The organism is Ferrovibrio sp. MS7, from assembly GCF_038404985.1.
Lineage (GTDB): Bacteria > Pseudomonadota > Alphaproteobacteria > Ferrovibrionales > Ferrovibrionaceae > Ferrovibrio > Ferrovibrio plantarum.
The window spans coordinates 2,529,874-2,550,757 of sequence record NZ_JBBKBA010000001.1 but is presented as its reverse complement, the minus strand read 5'-3'; the positions used below and the strand labels follow the sequence as shown (position 1 = coordinate 2,550,757).

The following is a 20,884-nucleotide window of genomic DNA, read 5'->3' as shown; positions in this document are numbered from 1 at the left end:
ATTTACTGGCGGCAGCGCTGCAAGCGGCGGTCGCTCTCGATGGCTTCGTCCAGCACCACCAGGCGGTTCGCGGTGTAATCCAGGATATGCAGCGTCCAGGGCCGATCCGGCTCGTCGTTGGCGATCAGCGTGACGCGATCACGCGCCAGCTTCCAGGTGCCTTCGCGCGGTTCTTCTTCCAACTGCGAGCGGAAATTGCCATCGCGTTCGAAGGCGATGAATTCCAGGTCGCATTGCCCCTGGCTCGAAGCCCAGCGGCCGGCGAGGTCGATGCCCTGGGCACGCACTGGCGAGGCAGAGAGCGCCGCCGCCGCGAGAAAAAGAAAAGCGGCGGCGGCGCGCATCGGCATTAAGCCCGCTTGAGGGCGGCGAGGCCCGGATAGCGCGCGGCACGGCCCAGTTCCTGTTCGATGCGCAGGAGCTGGTTATACTTCGCCAGACGGTCGGAACGTGCCAGCGACCCGGTCTTGATCTGGCCGCAATTGGTGGCGACGGCGAGGTCGGCGATGGTGCTGTCCTCGGTCTCGCCGGAGCGGTGGCTCATCACGGCGGTGTAGCCGTTCTTATGCGCCAGCTCGACAGCTTCCAGGGTTTCCGACAGCGTACCGATCTGGTTCACCTTGACCAGGATGGAATTGCCGACGCCCTGCTTGATGCCTTCCGCGAGGCGCTTCGGGTTGGTGACGAAGAGATCGTCGCCGACCAACTGCACCTTGGCGCCGATGCCATCGGTGAGCAGCTTCCACCCGGTCCAGTCGTCTTCCGCCATGCCGTCCTCGATCGAAACGATCGGATAGGCCGAGACCAGATCCTTCCAATAGGCAGCCATGCCGGCGGGATCGAGCACTTTGCCCTCGCCTTCCAGATGATACTTGCCATCCTTGAAGAACTCGGTGGAAGCGGCATCCAGCGCCAGCTTCACATCGACGCCGGGCTTGTAGCCGGCATCCTCGATGGCCTTCATCACGAAATCCAGCGCGGCGCGGGTAGATGCCAGGTTCGGCGCGAAACCGCCTTCATCGCCGACATTGGTGTTGTGGCCCGCCGACTTCAGCTTCTGCTTCAGGGTGTGGAACACCTCCGCGCCCATGCGCAGGCCCTCGGCGAAGCTCGAACCGCCCACCGGCATGATCATGAATTCCTGCACGTCGATGGGATTGTCGGCATGGGCGCCGCCGTTGATGATGTTCATCATCGGCACCGGCAGCCAATGCGCGGCCGCGCCACCGACATAACGGTACAGCGGCAGATCGGCCTCGTCGGCCGCCGCCTTTGCTACGGCAAGGCTCACGCCCAGGATGGCATTCGCGCCAAGGCGGGCCTTGTTCGGGGTGCCATCCAGGTCGATCAGGGTTTTATCGATGCTGAGCTGCTCGGCAGCCTCGAGGCCGGAAATGGCGTCGAAGATTTCACCGTTGACGGCAGCCACCGCCTTCTGCACGCCCTTGCCGAGATAGCGCTTCTTGTCGCCGTCGCGCAGTTCGACGGCCTCATGGGCGCCGGTGGAGGCACCCGAGGGCACCGCGGCGCGGCCCGAGGCGCCGCTCTCGAGCACCACATCCACCTCCACGGTCGGGTTGCCCCGGCTGTCGAGAATTTCACGCGCCACGATGTCGCGAATGCCGCTCATGTCTGATGCCCCTGGAAGCTTAGGAAAAACCGCGCGAAGGGATAGCCCGGCGGGGCGCTGCGGGCAAGGGACGAGCCGGCTCTTATCGCGGCTACGCCGGCTGGGCCTTATCGCGGTCGCGGCAGGCGGGAAATGGCGGCTTCCGCCACCTGGTCGAAAATCCCGGCGCCCCCCTGCACCCGGGCCAGCAGGCGGGCGCCCTGTAAAGCCGCCAGCAGCGCCGCGGCCTGGGCGTTGGCGGCCACCGGATCACCTACCGCCGGGCGCAGCGCAGCGGCTATCGCCTCGATCCAGCCGGCCAGGATGGTGGCGATCTGGGCTGCGAAACGTGGATAGCCGGGCAGCAATTCGTTGGCCACATTCTGCACCGCGCAGCCCAGGCGGAAGCCGCTGGCTTCCATCTCCTGGCCGATACGACGGCACAGCGCCGCGATAAAGCCGGCGGCATCGCCGTGATGCCGGGCCGCCAGGGCCTCGATGAAACCCCTCACCCGCTCGCCATAGGCAGCCAGGGCCTCCGCCGCCAACTGGTCCTTGCCTTCGGGAAAATGGAAATAGAACGAACCCTTTGGGGCGCCACTCTGGGCCAGGATCTCGGCCAGCCCGGTGGCCTGGAAGCCCTGCTCGCGCAGCAGGCGCTCCATGGTCTCCAGAGCCAGGCGGCGGGCATCGGAATGGCGCGGCATGGGGCGGGTTGGAATCCTGTTGCGATAGGCTGTGGCCGATTCTATGGTGATCAACATACTATGTCAAATGCAATAGAACTGAGAAGCCACCATGACCGCCCTCACCGCCACCCCCTTCCGCGTCGCGCCGGATGCCCGCCGCCTCGCCCTCGGCCAGTTCAACCGGCGGACAGAGATCGAGTGGTTCGGCTTACACGGGTCACTGGAGGAAAACGGCCAGGGCGTGGTGCGCTTCGCGGCGTTGCCCAAGGGGGCGATTGGCGGCGGCGGCAGCGCGGCGGCGCTCAATGGCGGTGTCATTGCCGCCGGCTTCGATGCCGCCGTGTTGCTGTGCTCCCTCGGGCATTACGCAACGCATACCGTCGTCACCCTGGCGCTATCGGTGCAATTCCTCTCGCTGGCGCGGCTCAGCCCCGCGCTCGCCTTCCATGCCTGGGCAACGCGGACCACGCGGCAATTCGCTTTCCTGCAGGCGGAACTACGCAATGGCAGCGCCGTCCATGCCAGCGCCATCGCAATGCTGAAACCAATCTATGAGGAAGCTCAGTAAGCCTTGGCCAGATGGTCGAATTCGAGCAGTTGCTCGAGCACCAGTTCCATCTGGTCGAACGGCACCATGTTGGGGCCGTCGGACGGCGCGCTGTCCGGGTCCTTGTGGGTTTCCATGAACACGGCCGCCACGCCGATGGCCACGGCGCCACGCGCCAGCACCGGCACGAAGCGGCGGTCGCCGCCCGAAGTGGTGCCTCGCCCACCCGGCTGCTGCACGGAATGCGTCGCGTCGAACACCACCGGGCAGCCGGTCTCGGCCATGATCGGCAAAGCCCGCATGTCGTTGACCAGGGTGTTATAGCCAAACGACACGCCGCGCTCGCAGAGCATCACGTTGGGATTGCCGACATGGTCGAACTTCTCGACGATGTTCTTCATGTCCCACGGCGCCAGGAACTGGCCCTTCTTCACATTCACCGGCAGACCGGTCTGCGCCGCCGCGACCAGCAGGTCGGTCTGGCGGCAGAGGAAGGCCGGGATCTGCAGCAGGTCGACGCTATCGGCAAGCTGCGCGCATTGCTCCGGCGCATGCACATCGGTGATGACGGCCAGGCCCAGCGTGTCGCGAATTTCCTGAAAGATCGGCAGCGCAGCTTCCAGGCCGAGGCCACGGTTGGAACGGATCGAGGAACGGTTCGCCTTATCAAAAGACGACTTGTAGATCAGGTTGATGCCGAGCTTGTCGGTGAGGTCCTTCAACGACCCGGCCATATCCAGCGCATGCATGCGGCTTTCCATGGCGCAGGGGCCGGCGATCAGCACCAGCGGCAGGTCGTTGCCGATCTTGAATTCGCCAACCTGAACGTGGCGGATGGGGGGCAGGTTTTCGTCTTTGGTCATGCCGTCAGTCTACACCCAAGCCCGGCCATCAGACCAGTCGCGATTGTTCCAGCGCCGCCTTCACGAAAGAGGCGAAAAGCGGGTGCGGCTGGAACGGCTTGGACTTGAGTTCCGGATGATATTGCACACCGATGAACCAGGGATGCTCGGGGAACTCGACGATTTCCGGCAGCAGCCCATCGGGCGACATGCCGGAGAAAACCAGGCCGCATTGTTCCAGGCGCTCGCGATAGGCGGTGTTGACCTCGTAGCGGTGGCGGTGACGCTCGGAGATTTTCACGCCGCCGTAGATTTCCGCCACCCGGCTGCCGGGCTTGAGCGCCGCTTCATAGGCGCCGAGCCGCATGGTGCCGCCGAGATCGCCGGCCTTGGAGCGGGTTTCGAGTTCGTTGCCGCGCATCCACTCGGTCATCAGGCCAACCACCGCTTCCTGGCAGGGGCCGAATTCGGTGCTCGATGCGCCATTGACGCCGGCAAGATTGCGCGCGGCTTCAATAACCGCCATCTGCATGCCGAAGCAGATGCCGAAATACGGTACCCGGCGCTCGCGCGCGAAAGTGGCAGCGCGGATCTTGCCTTCCGAGCCGCGCTCGCCGAAGCCGCCCGGCACCAGGATGGCATGCACGCCTTCCAGCGCCTGCACGGCAGTATCGTCGCGCTCGAAGATTTCGGACTCGATCCATTCGATGTTGACGCGCACGTTGTTGGCGATGCCACCATGGATCAGGGCTTCCGCCAGCGACTTATAGGCATCCTTGAGGCCGGTATACTTGCCGACGATGGCAATGCGCACGTTGCCTTCCGGCGCGACCACGCGGCGTACGATATTCTGCCAGGAATCGAGCTTCGGCGCGGCATCGGCGGCAAGGCCGAAAGCCTTCAGCACCTGCACATCCAGGCCGGCCTCATGATAGGCCAGCGGCGCGCGGTAGATGGTATCGACATCCAGCGCCGGGATCACCGCTTCTTCGCGCACATTGCAGAACAAAGCCATCTTGCGGCGGTCGGAGACCGGAATCTCGCGGTCAGCGCGGCAGAGCAGCAGATCGGGCTGAATGCCGATGGAGCGCAATTCCTTCACCGAATGCTGTGTCGGCTTGGTCTTGAGTTCACCCGAGGCGGCGATATAGGGCACCAGGGTGACGTGAATATAGATCGCGGCGCCGCGGCCGACTTCCAGGCCAAGCTGACGGATCGCTTCGAGGAACGGCAGGCTTTCGATGTCGCCGACCGTGCCGCCAACCTCGACGAGCATGAAGTCGACCTTCTCGTCATTGTCGTCGCGGACGAAATCCTTGATCGCATCGGTGACATGCGGGATCACCTGCACGGTGCCGCCGAGATAGTCGCCGCGCCGCTCCTTGGTCAGGATGGTCTGGTAGATGCGGCCGGTGGTGACATTGTCGCTCTTGCGCCCGGGCACGCCGGTGAAGCGCTCGTAATGGCCGAGGTCGAGGTCGGTTTCGGCGCCGTCATCGGTGACGAACACCTCGCCATGCTGATACGGGCTCATGGTGCCCGGATCGACGTTGAGATAGGGGTCGAGCTTGCGCAGCCGCACGCGGTAGCCGCGTGCCTGCAGCAGCGCACCGAGTGCTGCCGAAGCGAGACCTTTGCCAAGCGAGGAAACCACGCCGCCGGTGATGAATACGTACCGCGTCATGGGCGTCCTGTATAACCAAAAGCGGCTGCCTGCGGAAGCCTTGTCCGCGACAGCAATCGCTAAATTTAAGTGACGGGTTTAAGCTGCTTTCTCAATCACTTACTGAGAGAGCGGAACGGCCGGACGGGTCGGCTGGGCGGGCGCGGCCGGAGCCGAGGTGCCCGGCTGGTCGAGAATCGAGCGCGAGCGCGACGGGCCACCGGCGAGAATCGCCAGTATGATGCTGGTGCCGATGAAGCAGGTGGCCAGGATCGCCGTGGTGCGGGTAAGCAGATTGGCCTGGCCGCGGGTCGAGAACAGGCTGCCGCCACCGCCGCCACCGATGCCCAGCGCGCCGCCTTCGGAACGCTGCACGAGGATGACGCCGATCAGCGCCACGGCCAGCAACAGGTGCACTACCAGGATAAAGGTAATCATCTCGTCCTACTCCGCATCGGCCCCGGCAAGAGGCCGTTCCGGCGGGGCTTTTACACCAGCCGCCGCCTGTGGGGAAGCCCCCTCGCCATAAGCATGGACGCAGCCCCAGGGATCGGTGACCCGCCATTCGCCGTTTTCGGCCTTTTCCGCATAGAGCGGCCCGACCGGCACCTTGCCGTGCCCGCCAGGGATATCAAGGATATAGGTCGGCTGTGCCAGGCCGGAAAGCCGGCCACGCAGCCGCGCCATCAGCGCCTGCCCCTCTTCCAGCGGCACGCGGAAATGGCTGGTGCCCCGGGCGCGGTCGAGATGGTTCAGGTGGTAGGGCTTCACCCGCGCGGTGAGCATGGCGCGGAACAGGGCCGAAAGCGCCGCCTCGCTGTCATTCACGCCGCGCAGCAGCACGCTCTGGCCCAAGAGCGGCAGGCCGCCATCGGCCAGCAGCGCGCAGGCTTGCCGCGCCTCGGCTGAGAATTCCCGCGCATGATTGGCATGCACCACCACATAAACCGGCTTCGGGCCACGCAGGGCTTCCACCAGTTCCGACGTGATGCGGCCAGGATCGACCACCGGCACGCGCGTGTGGATGCGGATGATACCAAGATGCGGGATGGCATTCAGCCGCGCGATCACCTCGCCCAGGCGCCGCGCCGAAAGGATCAGCGGGTCGCCACCAGTGAGGATGACCTCGAAAATCTCCGGCCGCGCGGCGATGTAGTTCAGCGCCGCGTCGAGTTCATCGCCGGTGAGGCCCTGGTTGCCGGGGCCGACTGTCTCGCGGCGGAAACAGAAGCGGCAATAGACCGGGCAGACATTCACTAACTTGAGCAGCAGCCGGTCAGGATAGCGGTGCACGATGCCGGGCAGCGGCGAATGCGTTGCATCGCCAATCGGATCGCTGAGTTCTTCCGGCGCTTCGTGCAGTTCTTCGATGCTGGGATCGAATTGCCGCGCGATGGGATCGCTGTGGTCGCTGGGATCGATCAGGGCGCGGATATGAGGCGTCACGGCGACGGCAAACCGCTCGGTCACGCGCTTCAGCGCGGCCAGGTCGGAATTGCTGTCGAGTTCGTGCGCGCCCAATTCGCTCAGCCTTTCGCCGCCACAATCGGCCAGAAATCGGCAGCCTTGAGGCTGGCGCCGCCAACCAGCGCGCCGTCCACATCGGCCACCGCCATCAGCGCCTTGGCGTTATCCGGCTTCACCGAGCCACCATACAGGATGCGGAACCCGGCGCCGTCATCGAACCGCGCACGCAATTCCTGGCGGATCAGGGCATGCACTTCGGCCACCTGCTCCAGGGTCGGCGTGCGGCCGGTGCCGATGGCCCAGACCGGTTCATAGGCGATCACGGTGTTGGCGGCGCTGGCATCGTCTGGCAGCGAGCCGCGCAACTGGCTGGCCACAACCTTCAGCGTCTCGCCGCCATCGCGCTGCGCCAGGGTCTCGCCTAAGCAGACGATGGCAATCAGGCCGGCGCGGTGCGCGGCGGCGGCCTTGGCCTTCACGGCGGCATCGGTCTCGCCATGATCGGTGCGGCGCTCAGAATGGCCGACGATCACCATGCTGGCACCCGCCTCTTTGAGCATCTCGGCGGCAATATCGCCAGTATGGGCGCCGCTGGCCTTGGCATGGCAATCCTGACCGCCGACCGCGATGCCGCTGCCCGAAAGCCAGCCGGAAAGCGCGGCAATCAGCGTCGCCGGTGGGCACAGCGCCAGCTCGGCGGCCGGCTTTTCAGCCCCGACCCGGGCGGCCAGCGCACGCGCCTCGGCCTCGGCCGCCGCCAGGGCGCCGTTCATCTTCCAATTGCCGGCAATCAGGGGCTTCCGCGCCTGGCTCATCTGACCCACTCCTGCTCAAAAAAACCGCGTTTCTCTAGCATCTTCCGGGCAAAAGGCAAAGGCCGCATGGCTTGCCCCGCCCCTCCCCACACTTTAGTATCCCGCGACTTTTAATTTCCCACGTTTCGGGTGGTACATGCTTGCACAGATGCGCAAAGGCGCGGGTTCCTGGGTTGCGAAGATTCTCATGCTGCTGCTGGTGGTCAGCTTCGGCGCCTGGGGTATCGGCGACTATGTCCGTAGCTCCAATTCGATCCCGGCGGTAGCCAAAATCGGTCGTCAGGAGATTTCCGCTGCGGAATTCTCCGATGCGCTGCGCCGCGAGGGCCAGCAGCTCTCCCGCCGCATCGGCACCGTGATGACCCGGGAACAGATGCAGCAATTCGGCCTCGATGAGAGCGTGCTGAACGGCCTGATCGCCGCCCGCGCCTATGAGCAGCAGGCGCTGAAGCAGGGCCTGGCCGCCACGTCGGGCGTGGTGCGCGACTACATCACCCGCGCCGATACCTTCAAGGGCACGAACGGCCAGTTCGACCGCCTGCGCTACGAGACCTTCCTGCGCAACGAAGGCTATTCCGAAGCCATGCTGGTGGAACTAGTGCGCCGCGACCTGCTGCGCGAGCAGTTGCTCGGCAGCCTGCTCTCTGGTGTCGAGACCATGCCGGTCCTCGCCGTGGACAGCGTGCTGGCCTATCGCCTGGAAACCCGCGCCGCGGATTACATCCGCCTGGAAGCCGCCAAGCTGCCGGCCCCGGCGGCACCCACCGATGCCGAGATCGAGGAATTCTACAAGGCCAACGCGCCGCGCTTCACCACGCCGGAGCGCCGTGACATCGCCTGGGTTGCCTTCACCCCGGCCGCGCTGGCGGCTGAGATCGTGGTGAGCGACGAGGAAATCGCCGAGGAATACGAGGCCCACAAGGGCAACTATATCGAGCCTGAGCGGCGCCAGGTGCAGCAGGTGGTGTTCAACACCGAAGACGAGGCCAAGGCAGCGCGCCAGGCAGTGCTGGGCGGCGAGGATTTCCTCGCCATGGCGCAGCGCACGCGCCAGCTTAAAGAAACCGACGTCTCGCTCGGCCTGGTGCAGAAGGAACAACTGCCGCCGGATCTTTCCGCGCCGGTCTTCGCTCTGGCCCAGCCCGGTGTTGCCGAGCCGGTGAAGAGCGCCTTCGGCTGGCATCTGCTGCGCGTCACGCAGATTCAGCCGGGCAAGACCACCACGCTTGCCGAGGTGAAGGAGCAACTGCGCCAGCAGGTGGCGCTGCACAAGGCCGGCGATGCGCTGATGAAGCTGCGCCCGCAGGTGGAGGATATGATCGCCGGCGGCATGCCGCTGGCTGATATCGCCAAAACGCACAAGATCGCGGTTTCGACCCAGGCCGGGCTGGATGCGCGTGGCAGCGATGCCACCGGCAAACCAGTGGAAACCCTGCCGCAGACTCAGCCGGCTTTCATCACCGAAGCCTTCCAGCTTGCCGAGAAGGTCGATCCGCTGATCCTCGACCAGAATGACGGCGGCTTCCAGTTGCTGCAGGTGACCGCCGTGAAGCCTGCGGCGGTAAAGCCGCTGGCGGAGGTGCGCGATGAAGCCGCCGCCGCCGTGACTGCCGCCAAGCGCGGCAAGGCCGCCGACCAGCTTGCGCTGCAGATCGCCGAGCGGCTGCGCGCCGGCGGCGACCTGCTGAAGGAAGCCCAGGCGCTTAACCTGGTGGTGCAGACCACGCCGCCCTTGAGCCGTGGCGGCCAGCCCGCCGACCGTGCTTTGTCGCCCACCGTGGTGAGCCTGCTGTTCTCCGCCAAGCAGCCCGGCGAAGTGGCCGTCGGCCCGGCAAGTTCGGGTGGCGATGTGATCGTGGCGCGGCTCAGCCGCATCGTGCCGGCGGATATCGCAGCCATGGCGGCGCAGCGTGATCGCACTGGCCAGCAGCTTACCCAGGGCCTGGTTGGCGAACTTGAAGAGCGTTACCGCAAGCAGATTGAAGCCAGTCTTGGCGTGACGGTGAACGCTGCCGCCCGCCAGCGCGCGCTCGCTTTCTAAGCGGCGGCCCGGCGCATGAAGCTCACGCCTGATTACACCGCGTTCGCGCAGCGCTACATGGCCGGCGAAGCCCAGGTGCTGTCCACCACCCTGGTGGCGGACCTGGAAACGCCGGTCTCGGCCTTCCTCAAGCTCGGCAATGGCCGGCCCTTCGCCTCGCTGCTGGAATCAGTGGAAGGCGGCTCGACGCGCGGCCGCTATTCCATCATCGGCCTGAAGCCGGACCTGCTGTGGCGCTGCCGCGGCGGCAAGGCCGAGATCAATCGCCGCGCCCGCTTCGATCCCGACAGCTTCGAACCCTGCCCCGAACCGGCATTGCCCGCGCTGCGCCGCCTGTTGGCCGAGAACCACATCGACCTGCCGCCGAACCTGCCGCCGATGGCAGCCGGCATCACCGGTTATATTGGCTACGACATGATCCGGCTGATCGAGCCGCGCGTGCCGGATGCCAATCCCGATACGCTGGGCCTGCCCGACGGCCTGCTGATGCGGCCGACGCTGATGGCGGTGTTCGATTCCGTGCTCGACGTCATCACCCTGGTGACGCCGGTGCGCCCGCAGGCCGGCATGGATGCGCGCGCCGCTTACAATCTCGCCTCCGAACGCCTTGCCGATGCGGTGAACGACCTCGACCGCCCGCTTGGCGCGGTGCGCGAGCAGATCGCCGATCTCGAAGCCCTGCCCGAGCCGCAATCGAACATGTCGCCCGAGGAATACATGGCGATGGTGGCGAAGGCGAAGGAATACATCGCCGCCGGCGATATTTTCCAGGTGGTGCTGTCGCAGCGTTTCTCGCTGCCCTTCCGGCTGCCGCCCTTCGCGCTTTACCGCGCGCTGCGCCGTACCAACCCATCGCCGTTCATGTTCTATGTCAATCTCGGCGGCCCCTGCCTGGTCGGCTCCAGCCCCGAGATTCTGGTGCGGCTGCGCGACAACACCGTCACCGTCCGTCCCATTGCCGGCACGCGCAAGCGCGGCGCCACCAGTGAGGAAGATGCGGCACTCGCCGCCGACCTGCTGGCCGATCCGAAGGAATTGGCCGAACATCTGATGCTGCTCGACCTGGGGCGCAACGATGTCGGCCGCGTGTCGCAGATTGGCAGCGTGCGTGTCACCTTGCGCAACACCATCGAGCGCTACAGCCATGTGATGCATATCGTGTCCAATGTCGAGGGCAAGATCCGTCCCGAACTGGATGCACTGGATGCGCTGTTCGCCGGCTTCCCGGCCGGCACTGTTTCCGGTGCGCCGAAGGTGCGCGCCATGGAGATCATCGACGAACTGGAAAGCACGCGGCGCAGCTTCTATGCCGGCGGCGTCGGCTATTTCTCCGCCAATGGTTCGATGGATACCTGCATCACCTTGCGCACCGCCCTGGTCAAGGACGGCACCATGTACGTGCAGGCTGGCGCCGGCATCGTCGCCGATAGCGACCCGATGTCGGAACATGTCGAATGCGTGAACAAGGCCAAGGCGCTGATGCGCGCCGCCGAGGAAGCCGAACGCTTCGCTCAAGGCGGCGGCCGGGGACAATAGCGCAGGACCTGGAGGCAGCATGGCAACCGCGTTCAAGTTCATCTGGGCGCGTGCCGCCAAGCGCAAGGGCGGTGACAAGGCATTGCAGGCGCTGCTGCCCAAAGTGCCTGACCAGAAGGCGCTGGGGAAGCTTAACGATGACCGCGTGCTGGCCGAGATGACCAAGCGCGTATTCTCCGCCGGCTTCGTGTGGCAGGTGATCGACGCCAAGTGGGATGGCTTCGAGGCGGCTTTCATAAACTTCCAGCCGAAGAAGCTGCTGCACAAGCCCGATGAATTCTGGGAGAAGCTGGCCTCCGACACCCGCATCGTGCGCAATGGCCAGAAGATCATGACCGTGCGCGCCAATGCGCAATTCGTGCTCGATATCGCTGCCGAACATGGCAGCTTCGGCAAATTCCTCCAATCCTGGCCGGTGACAGATCAGGTCGGCCTGATGGAATTGCTGGCCAAGCGCGGCAGCAGACTCGGCGGCAACACCGGCCAGTATCTGCTGCGCTTTCTCGGCAAGGACGGCTTTGTCACTTCTAACGATGTGATCACCTGCCTGCGCGATGCCGGCGTTGAATTGAGTCAGACTGCTGCATCGAAGAAAGACCTGCGTAAGATCCAGGATCAGTTCAACGCCTGGGCGAAAGAGTCCGGCCTGCCCTACATGCATGTCTCGCGCGTCTGTGCCATGTCGGTGGGCCAGAATTATGACGAAGCAACCTTGAAGAAGATGCGCGGCGACGAATAAGACTGGCTTGATTGCAGATATCTGCCTATCCTGTTCGATGTCTTCCGAAAAAATTGAGGATGCCGCCCTGCTCTGGGAGCAGCGTGGCATTGCCGCCCGTGACGCCAAACGCTACGACGAGGCCGCACGCTATTTTCGCTCCGGTCTGATGTTGGCCGACCGTCCAATCTCCTGGCTCGGCTTGGCGCTTTGTCTTGCCCATACAGGTCAGCATGGCGAAGCCCGCGAATGTTTTGAGAAAGCCCGAGCGTTAGCTCCTCATTCCGGTGTGATCCGCCATCTGGCGGATGCCGCCGCTGGCGCCAATCCAGCCCGCATGCCGAGTGCCTACATCGCCTGGCTCTATAACACCAACGCTGCCGATTTCGATAACGATATGGCAACACTCGGCTATCGCGGCCCGGAGATGCTGCACCAGCTCATCACCCGCGTCTGGCAGCCGGAAAATAAACTGGCGATACTTGACCTCGGCTGCGGCACCGGATTTTCCGGCCAGCCGTTCAAGCCCTATGCCGCCACCATGGATGGCGTCGACATCGCCCAACGCATGCTCGATCAGGCAGCGCGCAACGGTAACTATACCCGCCTGTTCTGCTCCGATGCCCATGTTTTTCTACAGCAGGCGGATCAGCAATATGATGGCATCCTGGCCGCCGAGATGCTGAACTACGTCGGAGATGTGACCGAAATTTTTACCTTGATGGCTACCGCGCTCAGACCTGGCGGGCAGATTTTCATCACCATCGAGCGTGACCTGACCCCGACCGCGCTGGGCTACCGCCTGGCGGCAAGCGGACGCTATCAGCACGACGAAAAGCATATTCCAGTTGTTGCGGCTCAGGCTGGCTTGATGGTGGCCGACCGAGTGGACGAACCCCTGCGGGTGGAAGCCGGCGAATTGGTGCCTGGAACCGCCTATCGGCTGTGCCACAAGGCCTGAACTGGAGCCGCACCAGCGCTACGGGCTTTGCTGCCACGCAATATTCCCGCCGCAGGAATTTACGCTGGCTTTATTGGCGGATTACACTAGATAATAAGTATCTAGGAAGAATTCCTCGGACGCCTCCATGCGCTTTGCCGAACATATCGACGAATCTGATCTGCGCTGGCTCTACCTCTACTGGCTGAAGCGCAAGGCGGGCCGCTTTCCGCCGCCGCGGGACCGTATCGATCCCGTTGACCTGCGCCATTTGCTGCCGAGCATTTTCATTATCGAGGTTGACCACGAGCAGGAGCGGTTCCGCTATCGCCTTGCCGGCAGCGACGTGGAAAGCCTGGTGCTGACCAAGCTGCATGGCCGCTGGCTGGATGAAGCCGTGATCAGCCCGCTGCGCGAATTCTTCGATGAAAGCTTCTGCATCTGCGCCTTCCAGCGCAAGGTGCATTTCCGCCGCAACACGCTGCACCTCGCCGGCCGGCCTTATATCCGCTATGCCCGCATCCTGCTGCCGCTGTCCAATGATGGCGAGAAGATCGACCACCTGCTCGGCTGCATCAAGATCGACCAGCGTTTCGCACGCGGCAATCCCACTGCCGTGTCGGAAAGCGAGATCACCATCGCCGATATCGCCACGTTCGAACTCGATGCCTACAGCGACGGCGAACCCGCGCCAAAATAAACTTCAGTTCGAGGCGATGCGTTCCGGGTTGCGGTTGCGCAGCACGGTGGTCACCGGCACCAGGCTGAAACCGCGCGCCTTGGCATCTTTTACCCAGCGTTCCAGCGCCTCCAGCGTCGCGGTATGTGGATGGCCGATGCCGATGGCATCGCCATTGCTGCGCGCAATGCGCTCCAGCGCGGCGAGCTGGGCCGCGACACCGCCGGACTGGCGTTCGTCGTCAAGGAACAGGTCGCGCCCGGTGGCAGCAAGACCGCGCTTATGCGCCAACGGCAGGCCGGCGGAATTCGGGCCGGTGTGGCTGTCGAGCCAGAAACGGCCCCGGCGCTGCAATTCATCAAGCACAATCGCCATGCCGCGCGGATCGGCGGTGAAGCGGCTGCCCATGTGGTTGTTGACGCCGGCATAATCGTCGAAGCGGTCCAGCGCCCAATTCACCCGGCGGCGCAGCTCACCCTCTTCCATGCCGACATAGAGCGCATTCGGCCCCGGGTCGTTGCGCTTGGCATCCAGCGGCTCCATCGGCAGATGCAGCATCACCTCATGGCCCTTGGCGCGCGCCGAGGCGCTCTGCTCCGAAAGCTCGTTGGCATAGCTCATGTAGGACAGCGTCAGCGGCCCTGGGATATTCACCGCGCGCGCCGAGTTGCGCCGGTCGAGGCCCATGTCGTCGATGACGATGGCGATATAGGGCGGCTTGGCATCCAGCGGCGCCGGCACGGCAAGTTGGCGCCAGCGCTCAGTGCCGGGCAGCGGCGCGGTATGTGCCGACGGCGGCACGAAGCTCTGCGGCGGCACCGGCAGGGCTGCCGGCTTGGCCTGCTTGGCGGCATGGGCGGCAGCCGGCGCGGGCGGCAGCGCCGCCACTTGCTGTAAAACCGGGACCGGCTCGACAGGCTTGGGCAATTCGGCCTGAACTGGCGCGGGCTGCGGTGCCGGCATCACCGGCTCTGCGGCAGCCGCCGCTGGTGCGGGCATGGCGGGTGGCGGCGGGGGCGCCAGGGCCGGACGTTCTTCCGTCTCGGAAGACAAGCCGCGCGGGTTCCAGCCCGCGGGTAAATGCAGTTCAGCGGTTCGGCTTTCCGGCAGGGCAGCCTGCGGCTTGGCAATCGCCTGCGGCACCACGCTGACCGTGCGCGGCGCCTGATTCTGCAGCGAGGTCGCCGGGCCGCCCAGCATGGTGCCGAGCACCACGCCGCCGCCCAGCAGCAGGAAGGCCCCGCCCCATAATGACCAATGTGCCAGGACGGCGAATGTTTTGCGCTTCGGTGTCGCTGCCGGGGCAGCCGCTTCGATCTTCGCACCGGGTGCTGCCCGTGCCATGGTGGCGCCATAGGCATTGGCTGCATGAGCCGGCGAGCCGCCGCGCGGCTGATCCTGGCGGCGCAGCCGCAAACCGTCGCTCATCGCCGCCCCCAGAATTTGTCGCTCATGCCCAGCCGCATACTGCATCTCCGATTCGGCGGCCCGATTCGCCGCTTTGTTCGCAGAATGCTCTCTAAAGCTGAGCAAGACGTTAACAAAGTCCTGCAAACTGCCCTCAGGCGGCGGTTTGGACAGCTCCCGTCTTGAAGAACGCCACCAGGTCGGCCAGCCCCTTCGCCTGATCGGCCATCGACTGCGCCGAGGCGGTGGTCTGCTCCACCAGGGCGCCGTTGCGCTGGGTCATTTCGTCCATCTCGGCGACCGACTGGTTCACATCATCGAGGCCCGAGGCCTGTTCCTGGCTGCCGATGGCGATTTCCTCGATGATGCCGGCAACACGCTTCACGGCATCGACGATGGCCTCCAGGCTGGAACCGGCCTGCCGCACCAGCTTGGCGCCTTCGCGCACCTGGCCATTGGATTCCGAAATCAGCGCCTTGATCTCGCGCGAGGCTTCCGCCGAGCGCTGCGCCAGGTTGCGCACTTCCTGCGCCACGACCGCGAAACCCTTGCCCGCCTCGCCTGCCCGCGCTGCTTCCACGGAAGCATTCAGCGCCAGCAGGTTGGTCTGGAACGCGATCTCGTCGATCAGGCCGACGATATCAACGATCTTCTGGCTCGAGCCCTCGATGCGACCCATCGCCGTCACCACCTCGCCAACCACACGGCCGCCGCCTTCCGCCGTGTCTCGTGCCGCCACCGCGAACTGGCTGGCCTGGCGGGCGTTGTCGGCATTGTGCCGCACGGTGGCGGTGATTTCCTCCATGGTCGCCGCCGTGCGCTGCAGGCTGGCGGCCTGCGCTTCGGTGCGCTGCGCCAGATCATGGCTGCCGGCGGAAATCTCGGCCGAGGCATCGCGCACCAGACCGGCGGATTGCCCGAGCCGGCCGGCGAATTCGGCCAGCCGCTCGGCCAGTGTGTTGGCATCCAGCGCCAGGCGTTCGAACACGCCGCGATAGCCTCCGTTGATGCGGTGGGTGAGATCACCCTGGGCCAGCGCGCCAAGCATGCCGCCGAGATCGCCCAGCGCCCGCTCCACAGTGCCGAGCAGGCCATTGACGCCGATGCCGAGCGTGCGCATCACGCCCTGCAGCGCGTCAGCGTCGATGCGGCGACTCAAGTCACCGTCATTCGCCGCCGCAACGATCTGGCCGATGGCCTGTTCCAGCAGCGCTTCCTGGGCCTGGCGCTCGCGCTCGAAGGCGACGCGGCTTTCCTCCACCTCGCGCTGCAGGCGTTCATTCTCCTGGCCGGCGGTCTTGAACACATCGACGGCCCGCGCCATGTCGCCGATTTCATCGCGCCGCGTGGTATCGGCCAGCGTCACCGACCAGTCGCGGTCGGCCAACCGGCGCATCGCATCGGTGAGGCGGCCAATCGGCGCTGAAACCTGCGGCCCGATGAAGAAGCCGCCGATCGCCACCGCCGCGATCAAGCTGATCAGCGCCAGCACACCCAGCACCACCAGCACCATGCGTCCCTGCCCGGCAGCCGAAGCGGCAGCCGTGTCGGCGCGCTGCGACGCGGCACCAACCACCACCTCGATCTTCTCGGCAAGCTGTGCCGCGCCATCGCGCGCCTGCTTCAGCGCCACACCGGCGGTCATGGAGGTACGCAATTCACCGCGGCGAAGCTGGAACAGGCTGTCGCTGGAGGAACCATAGGCCTGCAGATTGCCGGCAGCGGTGCGGATGGCCGCGATATCGATATGCGCGCTGGCCAATTCCAGATCCTGCAGGATGATGTTGTTCAGCGTGGCGAATTCACTTTGCAGCTTGGTCAGATCGTCGTTGCTCGGTGCCTGCGCGGCAACACTCAGCACACCAATCATCTGGTTCACCGCCGCTGCAGCTTCCATCAGCGCGCGTGCCGCTCGCGCCATGCTGCCGCCGGCACCGCGCCCAATATCGTCGATCGCCTTATCGGTCAGCGGCTTCACCAGCGCCTGGAAGTCAACGAAATCGGCAGCGAGTTTGGCCGACTTCTCCTGGCGCTGCGCGATCCAGTCGAGCCGCGCCGTCACCGAGCGGTTGATCTGGGCGATGCGACCCTGGAGGAATTCCACCGCCTTGCCGATTTCCTCGAGTTGCGCCGGTTCGGCACCACTCAGCTTGACCACGTCGAGAGTCTGCGCCAGACGCTTCTGCAAACCTTCGAGTTCACCGAGAACGCGAACCCGCTCGGCATCATCGGCCGCCGCCGCGAGCGCCGGCGCGGCGGAGGTGAGTTCCGCGCTCAGCGTCTTCATGCTCAGCGCCGCCACCACATCGGGCAGGCTCTCGCCGGTGATGCCGGCATAGGTGTTCTGCACCCGGCTGAAGAACAGCGCCGCCACACCATTGGAGAGCAAAGTGATCGCCGCCAGCACGGCAATGGCAATGTTCAACTTCTGTCGGATACCGAATCCCATGGCAATCCCCTCTGATGCCGTAGCGGCGGCTTTTGCGGCCTTTGTTCTAGCCTGCACAACAGGCTTTGGACCAAGGTATAAGGGAGGCGGTAGCAGCCTACCAGCGGCAGCTTGTGAAGAAGCAGTTTCAGGCCGGATACGTATATCTTGGGTCGGCGGTATCGCCGCTCCGCAACCTGTGGGGCCTGTGGAAAAAAGCCCTTGACCATCCGGCAGAACCAATTTAGAACATCCACCAGGTTTCAATTTCGTTCCAAATCAGTGCCCCCAATCTTCTGGTTTCCCAGGCCAGATAAAGCACCGAGGCGGAACACTCAGGGCAAGGGAGAAAGCGGATGCTCACCCGCAAGCAACATGACCTGCTGATGTTCATTCATGAACGGCTCGAGACCTCGGGCGTCTCGCCCTCCTTCGAGGAAATGAAGGAAGCGATGAAGCTGAAGTCGAAGTCGGGCATCCACCGCCTGGTCACCGGGCTGGAGGAACGCGGCTTCCTGCGCCGCCTGGCGCACCGCGCCCGCGCCCTGGAAGTGCTGCGCCTGCCCGACTCGGCGGTGCCGCTGCGCGGCGGTGCCGGCGCCGGGGTCACCACCGCTTCCCGCGCCGCGCCGGCCCGGAACCGCCTGATGCCGCGCGGCACCGGCGACATGATGCAGCCGATGCAGGGCACGCCGGTTACCGTCAGCCCGTTCAACGCCCGCGATATCGTCACCCTGCCGCTCTATGGCCGCATCGCCGCCGGTACACCGATCGAGGCATTGCGCGACCTCTCGACGCAGATCGACGTGCCCATCGGCCTGCTCGGCAATGGCGACCATTACGCGCTGGAAGTGGCCGGTGACTCGATGGTGGATGCCGGCATCCTGGATGGCGACACCGTGGTGATCCAGCGCAGCGACAATGCCGAGAACGGCACCATCGTGGTGGCGCTGGTGGATGATCAGGAAGTGACCTTGAAGCGCCTGCGCCGCAAGGGCAATTCGGTGGCGCTGGAAGCCGCCAACACCGCCTACGAGACCCGCATTTTCGGCCCCGACCGGGTCAAGGTGCAGGGCCGCCTGGTCGGCCTGCTGCGCCGCTACTAAGCGTCGGCATATCGGATTGAGCGAAGGGCGCCAGCGATGGCGCCCTTTTCTTTTACTCGCCCAGCTCGTCCATCAACACCGCGCCTTCGCCCCTGCCCGGCTGTGCGGCATTCGCCGCGCCATGGCCGCGCGGCGGCGACCATGGCTTCAGGCCACGCTCAGCAGCCACCTTGCGCAGACTGAAACGACCCTCGTCGTGCAGGTAGAGCGCATGCGCGCCTTCGCGCCAGAGATCGAAGCGGTCGATCACCAGCCGCGCGCCGGCGCAGCGGCCGCGTATTGGAAATGGCGCCACCACGATATCGGCGCGGCGGCAATCCTCGGCCAGCGCCCGTTCCTCGCGCGGCAGCGCAATCACCCAGCCTTTCACGCGCGCAGTGCAGCCTTCCGGTTCGCAGCGCAGGGAACCATCCGCGCCTGCAGCAGCCGCGCGCCGCGCATTCGGCCAGGGCAGCAGGGCTGGCGCACCGAGGCGGCGCCACCAGGTTTCCGCCTCGAAGCCGCGCGGCGCGGCATTGGCCGGCAGGTTGGCCGGGCTGCTGAAATAATAGCGATCAGCATCATTGCCACCGCGCAACGCAATGCGGCGGGCATCGCCGCTGATCAGCAGATCCGGCAGCGGCGTGAATAGCGGCGAAGCCAGGCCGGCGCAGATCGGCAGCAGGCCGAGCCAGCGCCAGGGCAGCCGCCACAGGCAGAGCCACAAGCCGCCGATGGCCATGGCGCCGAGGCTCCAGGCCGGCATCGCCGGGATCGTCGCCACCGCCCCCGGCCAGCCGGCGACCCATACGGCAATGGCGATCAGGCCCTCGACACCCCAGCCCATCGGCACCAGTGCCAAAGCCTCGAGACCGAACGGCATCAGCGCGAAGGCCAGCATGGCCAGCGGCATGATCCAGAACGATACCAGCGGCGAGGCGATCAGGTTGGCGATCAATGCATAATCGGCAAAGCGGTTGAAGTGATAGGCCGCGAACAGCCCTGAGCCGATACCGGCGACGAAACTGCTGAGCAGCACGCCGGCGAGCCACAAGCCCGCCATGCGCAACGGCCCGGCCTGTCCCCGCCAGCGCGCCAGCGGCTGCTCCAGTGCTTCGTAGCTGGCGATCAGCGCCGCCACGGCGCCGAAACTCATCTGGAAGCCGGCATCGAGCAGGCTTTCCGGCGCCAGCAGCAGCAAGAGCAAAGCCGCCAGCGCCAGACTGCGCAGGCTGAGCGCCTGGCGGTCAAGCAACACCGCACCGAGCGCCAAGGCGACCATGAGAAACGAACGCTGTGTTGCCAGCGCAGAACCCGAGATCAGCATATAGGCGGCAGCGCCAATCAGTGCGGCAACAGCGGCAATCTTCTTGATCGGCCAATGCAGCGCGGCATAAGGCAGCAGTGCCAGCAAGCCGCGAATGGCGGCGAACAGGATGCCGGAGACCAGCGCCAGATGCAGGCCGGAGATTGAGAGGATATGCGCGAGGCCGGAATCGCGGAAGGCATCGTCGATCTCTTCCGGGATCGGACCACGCACGCCGGTCATCAGCGCGGCAGCAATGGCACCATCGGCGCCATCCAGCGCGGCAAGGATGCGTTCGGTCAGGCGTTGCTGCGCGTTGGCAAGGCCAATCCGCCAGGCATCGCCCCAGGCATCCAGGCTCGATGCCGGGAGTGGTGGCAGGATTTCCACCGCGCCATTGGCGGTGCCGATGGCGCCAATGCGCTGAAACCAAGCAGTGCGCGCGAAATCGAAGGCGCCGGGCATCACCGGGCCGGATGGCGGACCGAGCACGGCGCGCAGGCGTACACGCTCGCCGGGCCTGAGGCCTTCACCACCCTGGCGCAGAGTAACGCGCAGCCGTGCCGGCGTCGCTTCCGGCTCCAGCTTTTCGATCCAGGCCTGATCGATGGTCAGGCGATGGCCATGGTCGCGCGGCTCCACCAGCAGCACGCGGCCTTCGATCCAGCTCGCCGGCAGGCGCCGCTGCAGCACCGGCGCCGCCACATCTTCTGCCCGCTCGGCCGCCAGCCAGAGGCCGCCGAGCAGCAACACCAGCGGCGCGAAGGCCACCGCCCAAACCGGACGGCGCCAGATCAGCCCAAGCAGCAACACCAAACCGAGCGTGACGAGGATGCGCAGCGGCATTGCCGCCGGTGCCTTGGGCAGCAGGAAGTAGAGTGCGATGCCGAGCCCGAGCAGAACCGGCAACCACAGGAACCAGCGTTCGCGCTCGGCCAGCAGCGCCGGCCAGGGGCGAAAAGCCGCTATCGCCTGCAGCCGCAGGCGCAACCCATGCCGCAGGCTGGGCCACAAACCGGTGAAAGGAAAGGATGGCAGCGCCATGGCGCGATCCTGTGCCGGATCGGCTGGCGGCGGCAAGCCGGCTTAAATCGGGAACAGGATCAGCGCCC

18 protein-coding genes are annotated in these 20,884 nt (G+C 65.4%); 7 read left to right on the top strand and 11 right to left on the bottom strand.

Going from position 1 to position 20,884, the window contains the following annotated elements; genetic code table 11:
- Nucleotides 1–2 precede the first annotated feature (2 nt).
- From V6B08_RS12235 to V6B08_RS12225, 3 genes are all read right to left on the bottom strand, one after another.
- Nucleotides 3–350, bottom strand: a complete 348-nt coding sequence (locus V6B08_RS12235) for a hypothetical protein (RefSeq protein ID WP_341981100.1) — start codon at nt 348–350, stop codon at nt 3–5.
- Nucleotides 350–1,630, bottom strand: a complete 1,281-nt coding sequence (eno, locus tag V6B08_RS12230; RefSeq protein ID WP_341981099.1) for a phosphopyruvate hydratase — start codon at nt 1,628–1,630, stop codon at nt 350–352. The genes V6B08_RS12235 and eno overlap by 1 nt, the downstream gene beginning before the upstream one ends.
- Nucleotides 1,631–1,737: 107 nt before the next feature.
- Nucleotides 1,738–2,316 (bottom strand): TetR/AcrR family transcriptional regulator, encoded by a 579-nt coding sequence (locus V6B08_RS12225; protein ID WP_341981096.1) that lies wholly within the window; start codon nt 2,314–2,316, stop codon nt 1,738–1,740.
- 91 nt (nt 2,317–2,407) lie between these two features.
- On the opposite strand from V6B08_RS12225, the gene V6B08_RS12220 reads away from it, so the two are divergent.
- Complete coding sequence (locus V6B08_RS12220; RefSeq protein WP_341981094.1) at nt 2,408–2,866, top strand: hotdog domain-containing protein; 459 nt, start codon at nt 2,408–2,410, stop codon at nt 2,864–2,866.
- Here V6B08_RS12220 and kdsA read toward each other — a convergent pair.
- From kdsA to tpiA, 5 genes are all read right to left on the bottom strand, one after another.
- Nucleotides 2,860–3,708 carry a 3-deoxy-8-phosphooctulonate synthase gene (kdsA, locus tag V6B08_RS12215; protein ID WP_341981091.1) on the bottom strand — a complete coding sequence of 283 codons (849 nt, stop codon included), beginning with the start codon at nt 3,706–3,708 and terminating at the stop codon, nt 2,860–2,862. The two genes, V6B08_RS12220 and kdsA, sit on opposite strands and share 7 nt — an antisense overlap.
- A 28-nt stretch (nt 3,709–3,736) precedes the next feature.
- Entirely contained in the window at nt 3,737–5,371 is a 1,635-nt protein-coding gene (gene pyrG, locus V6B08_RS12210) for a CTP synthase (protein ID WP_341981089.1), read from the bottom strand.
- 99 nt (nt 5,372–5,470) lie between these two features.
- Nucleotides 5,471–5,788, bottom strand: a complete 318-nt coding sequence (gene secG, locus V6B08_RS12205) for a preprotein translocase subunit SecG (RefSeq protein ID WP_341981088.1) — start codon at nt 5,786–5,788, stop codon at nt 5,471–5,473.
- Nucleotides 5,789–5,794: 6 nt separating this feature from the next.
- The gene (locus V6B08_RS12200; protein WP_341981085.1) at nt 5,795–6,871 is read right to left on the bottom strand and encodes a lysine-2,3-aminomutase-like protein; all 1,077 of its coding nucleotides are present in this window, start codon (nt 6,869–6,871) and stop codon (nt 5,795–5,797) included.
- A 5-nt stretch (nt 6,872–6,876) separates the two neighbouring features.
- Entirely contained in the window at nt 6,877–7,632 is a 756-nt protein-coding gene (gene tpiA, locus V6B08_RS12195) for a triose-phosphate isomerase (RefSeq protein WP_341981083.1), read from the bottom strand.
- Between the two features lie 136 nt (nt 7,633–7,768).
- On the opposite strand from tpiA, the gene V6B08_RS12190 reads away from it, so the two are divergent.
- The 5 genes from V6B08_RS12190 (at nt 7,769) to V6B08_RS12170 (ending at nt 13,567) form a co-directional block, all read left to right on the top strand.
- Nucleotides 7,769–9,673: a SurA N-terminal domain-containing protein gene (locus V6B08_RS12190; protein ID WP_341981081.1), complete on the top strand. Its 1,905-nt coding sequence runs from the start codon at nt 7,769–7,771 to the stop codon at nt 9,671–9,673.
- Between the two features lie 15 nt (nt 9,674–9,688).
- Entirely contained in the window at nt 9,689–11,209 is a 1,521-nt protein-coding gene (gene trpE / locus V6B08_RS12185) for an anthranilate synthase component I (protein WP_341981079.1), read from the top strand.
- A 19-nt stretch (nt 11,210–11,228) separates the two neighbouring features.
- Nucleotides 11,229–11,948: a DNA-3-methyladenine glycosylase I gene (locus tag V6B08_RS12180; protein ID WP_341981077.1), complete on the top strand. Its 720-nt coding sequence runs from the start codon at nt 11,229–11,231 to the stop codon at nt 11,946–11,948.
- A gap of 7 nt (nt 11,949–11,955) precedes the next feature.
- Nucleotides 11,956–12,888 carry a class I SAM-dependent DNA methyltransferase gene (locus tag V6B08_RS12175; RefSeq protein WP_341981074.1) on the top strand — a complete coding sequence of 311 codons (933 nt, stop codon included), beginning with the start codon at nt 11,956–11,958 and terminating at the stop codon, nt 12,886–12,888.
- 127 nt (nt 12,889–13,015) lie between these two features.
- The gene (locus tag V6B08_RS12170) at nt 13,016–13,567 is read left to right on the top strand and encodes a PAS domain-containing protein (RefSeq protein ID WP_341981071.1); all 552 of its coding nucleotides are present in this window, start codon (nt 13,016–13,018) and stop codon (nt 13,565–13,567) included.
- A gap of 3 nt (nt 13,568–13,570) precedes the next feature.
- Here the strand turns inward: V6B08_RS12170 and V6B08_RS12165 are convergent, their stop codons facing one another.
- Together V6B08_RS12165 and V6B08_RS12160 are read right to left on the bottom strand one after the other, a co-directional pair.
- Nucleotides 13,571–14,974, bottom strand: coding sequence for a divergent polysaccharide deacetylase family protein (locus V6B08_RS12165; RefSeq protein ID WP_341981069.1), 1,404 nt, complete (start codon nt 14,972–14,974; stop codon nt 13,571–13,573).
- A gap of 133 nt (nt 14,975–15,107) precedes the next feature.
- Entirely contained in the window at nt 15,108–17,402 is a 2,295-nt protein-coding gene (locus tag V6B08_RS12160) for a methyl-accepting chemotaxis protein (protein WP_341981067.1), read from the bottom strand.
- 335 nt (nt 17,403–17,737) lie between these two features.
- On the opposite strand from V6B08_RS12160, the gene lexA reads away from it, so the two are divergent.
- On the top strand, nt 17,738–18,487 hold the full coding sequence (gene lexA / locus V6B08_RS12155) for a transcriptional repressor LexA (protein WP_341981065.1): 750 nt from the start codon (nt 17,738–17,740) through the stop codon (nt 18,485–18,487).
- Between the two features lie 52 nt (nt 18,488–18,539).
- Here the strand turns inward: lexA and V6B08_RS12150 are convergent, their stop codons facing one another.
- A complete protein-coding gene (locus V6B08_RS12150; protein ID WP_341981063.1) occupies nt 18,540–20,816 on the bottom strand; it encodes a ComEC/Rec2 family competence protein in 2,277 nt (758 codons plus the stop codon).
- Between the last annotated feature and the right edge of the window lie 68 nt (nt 20,817–20,884).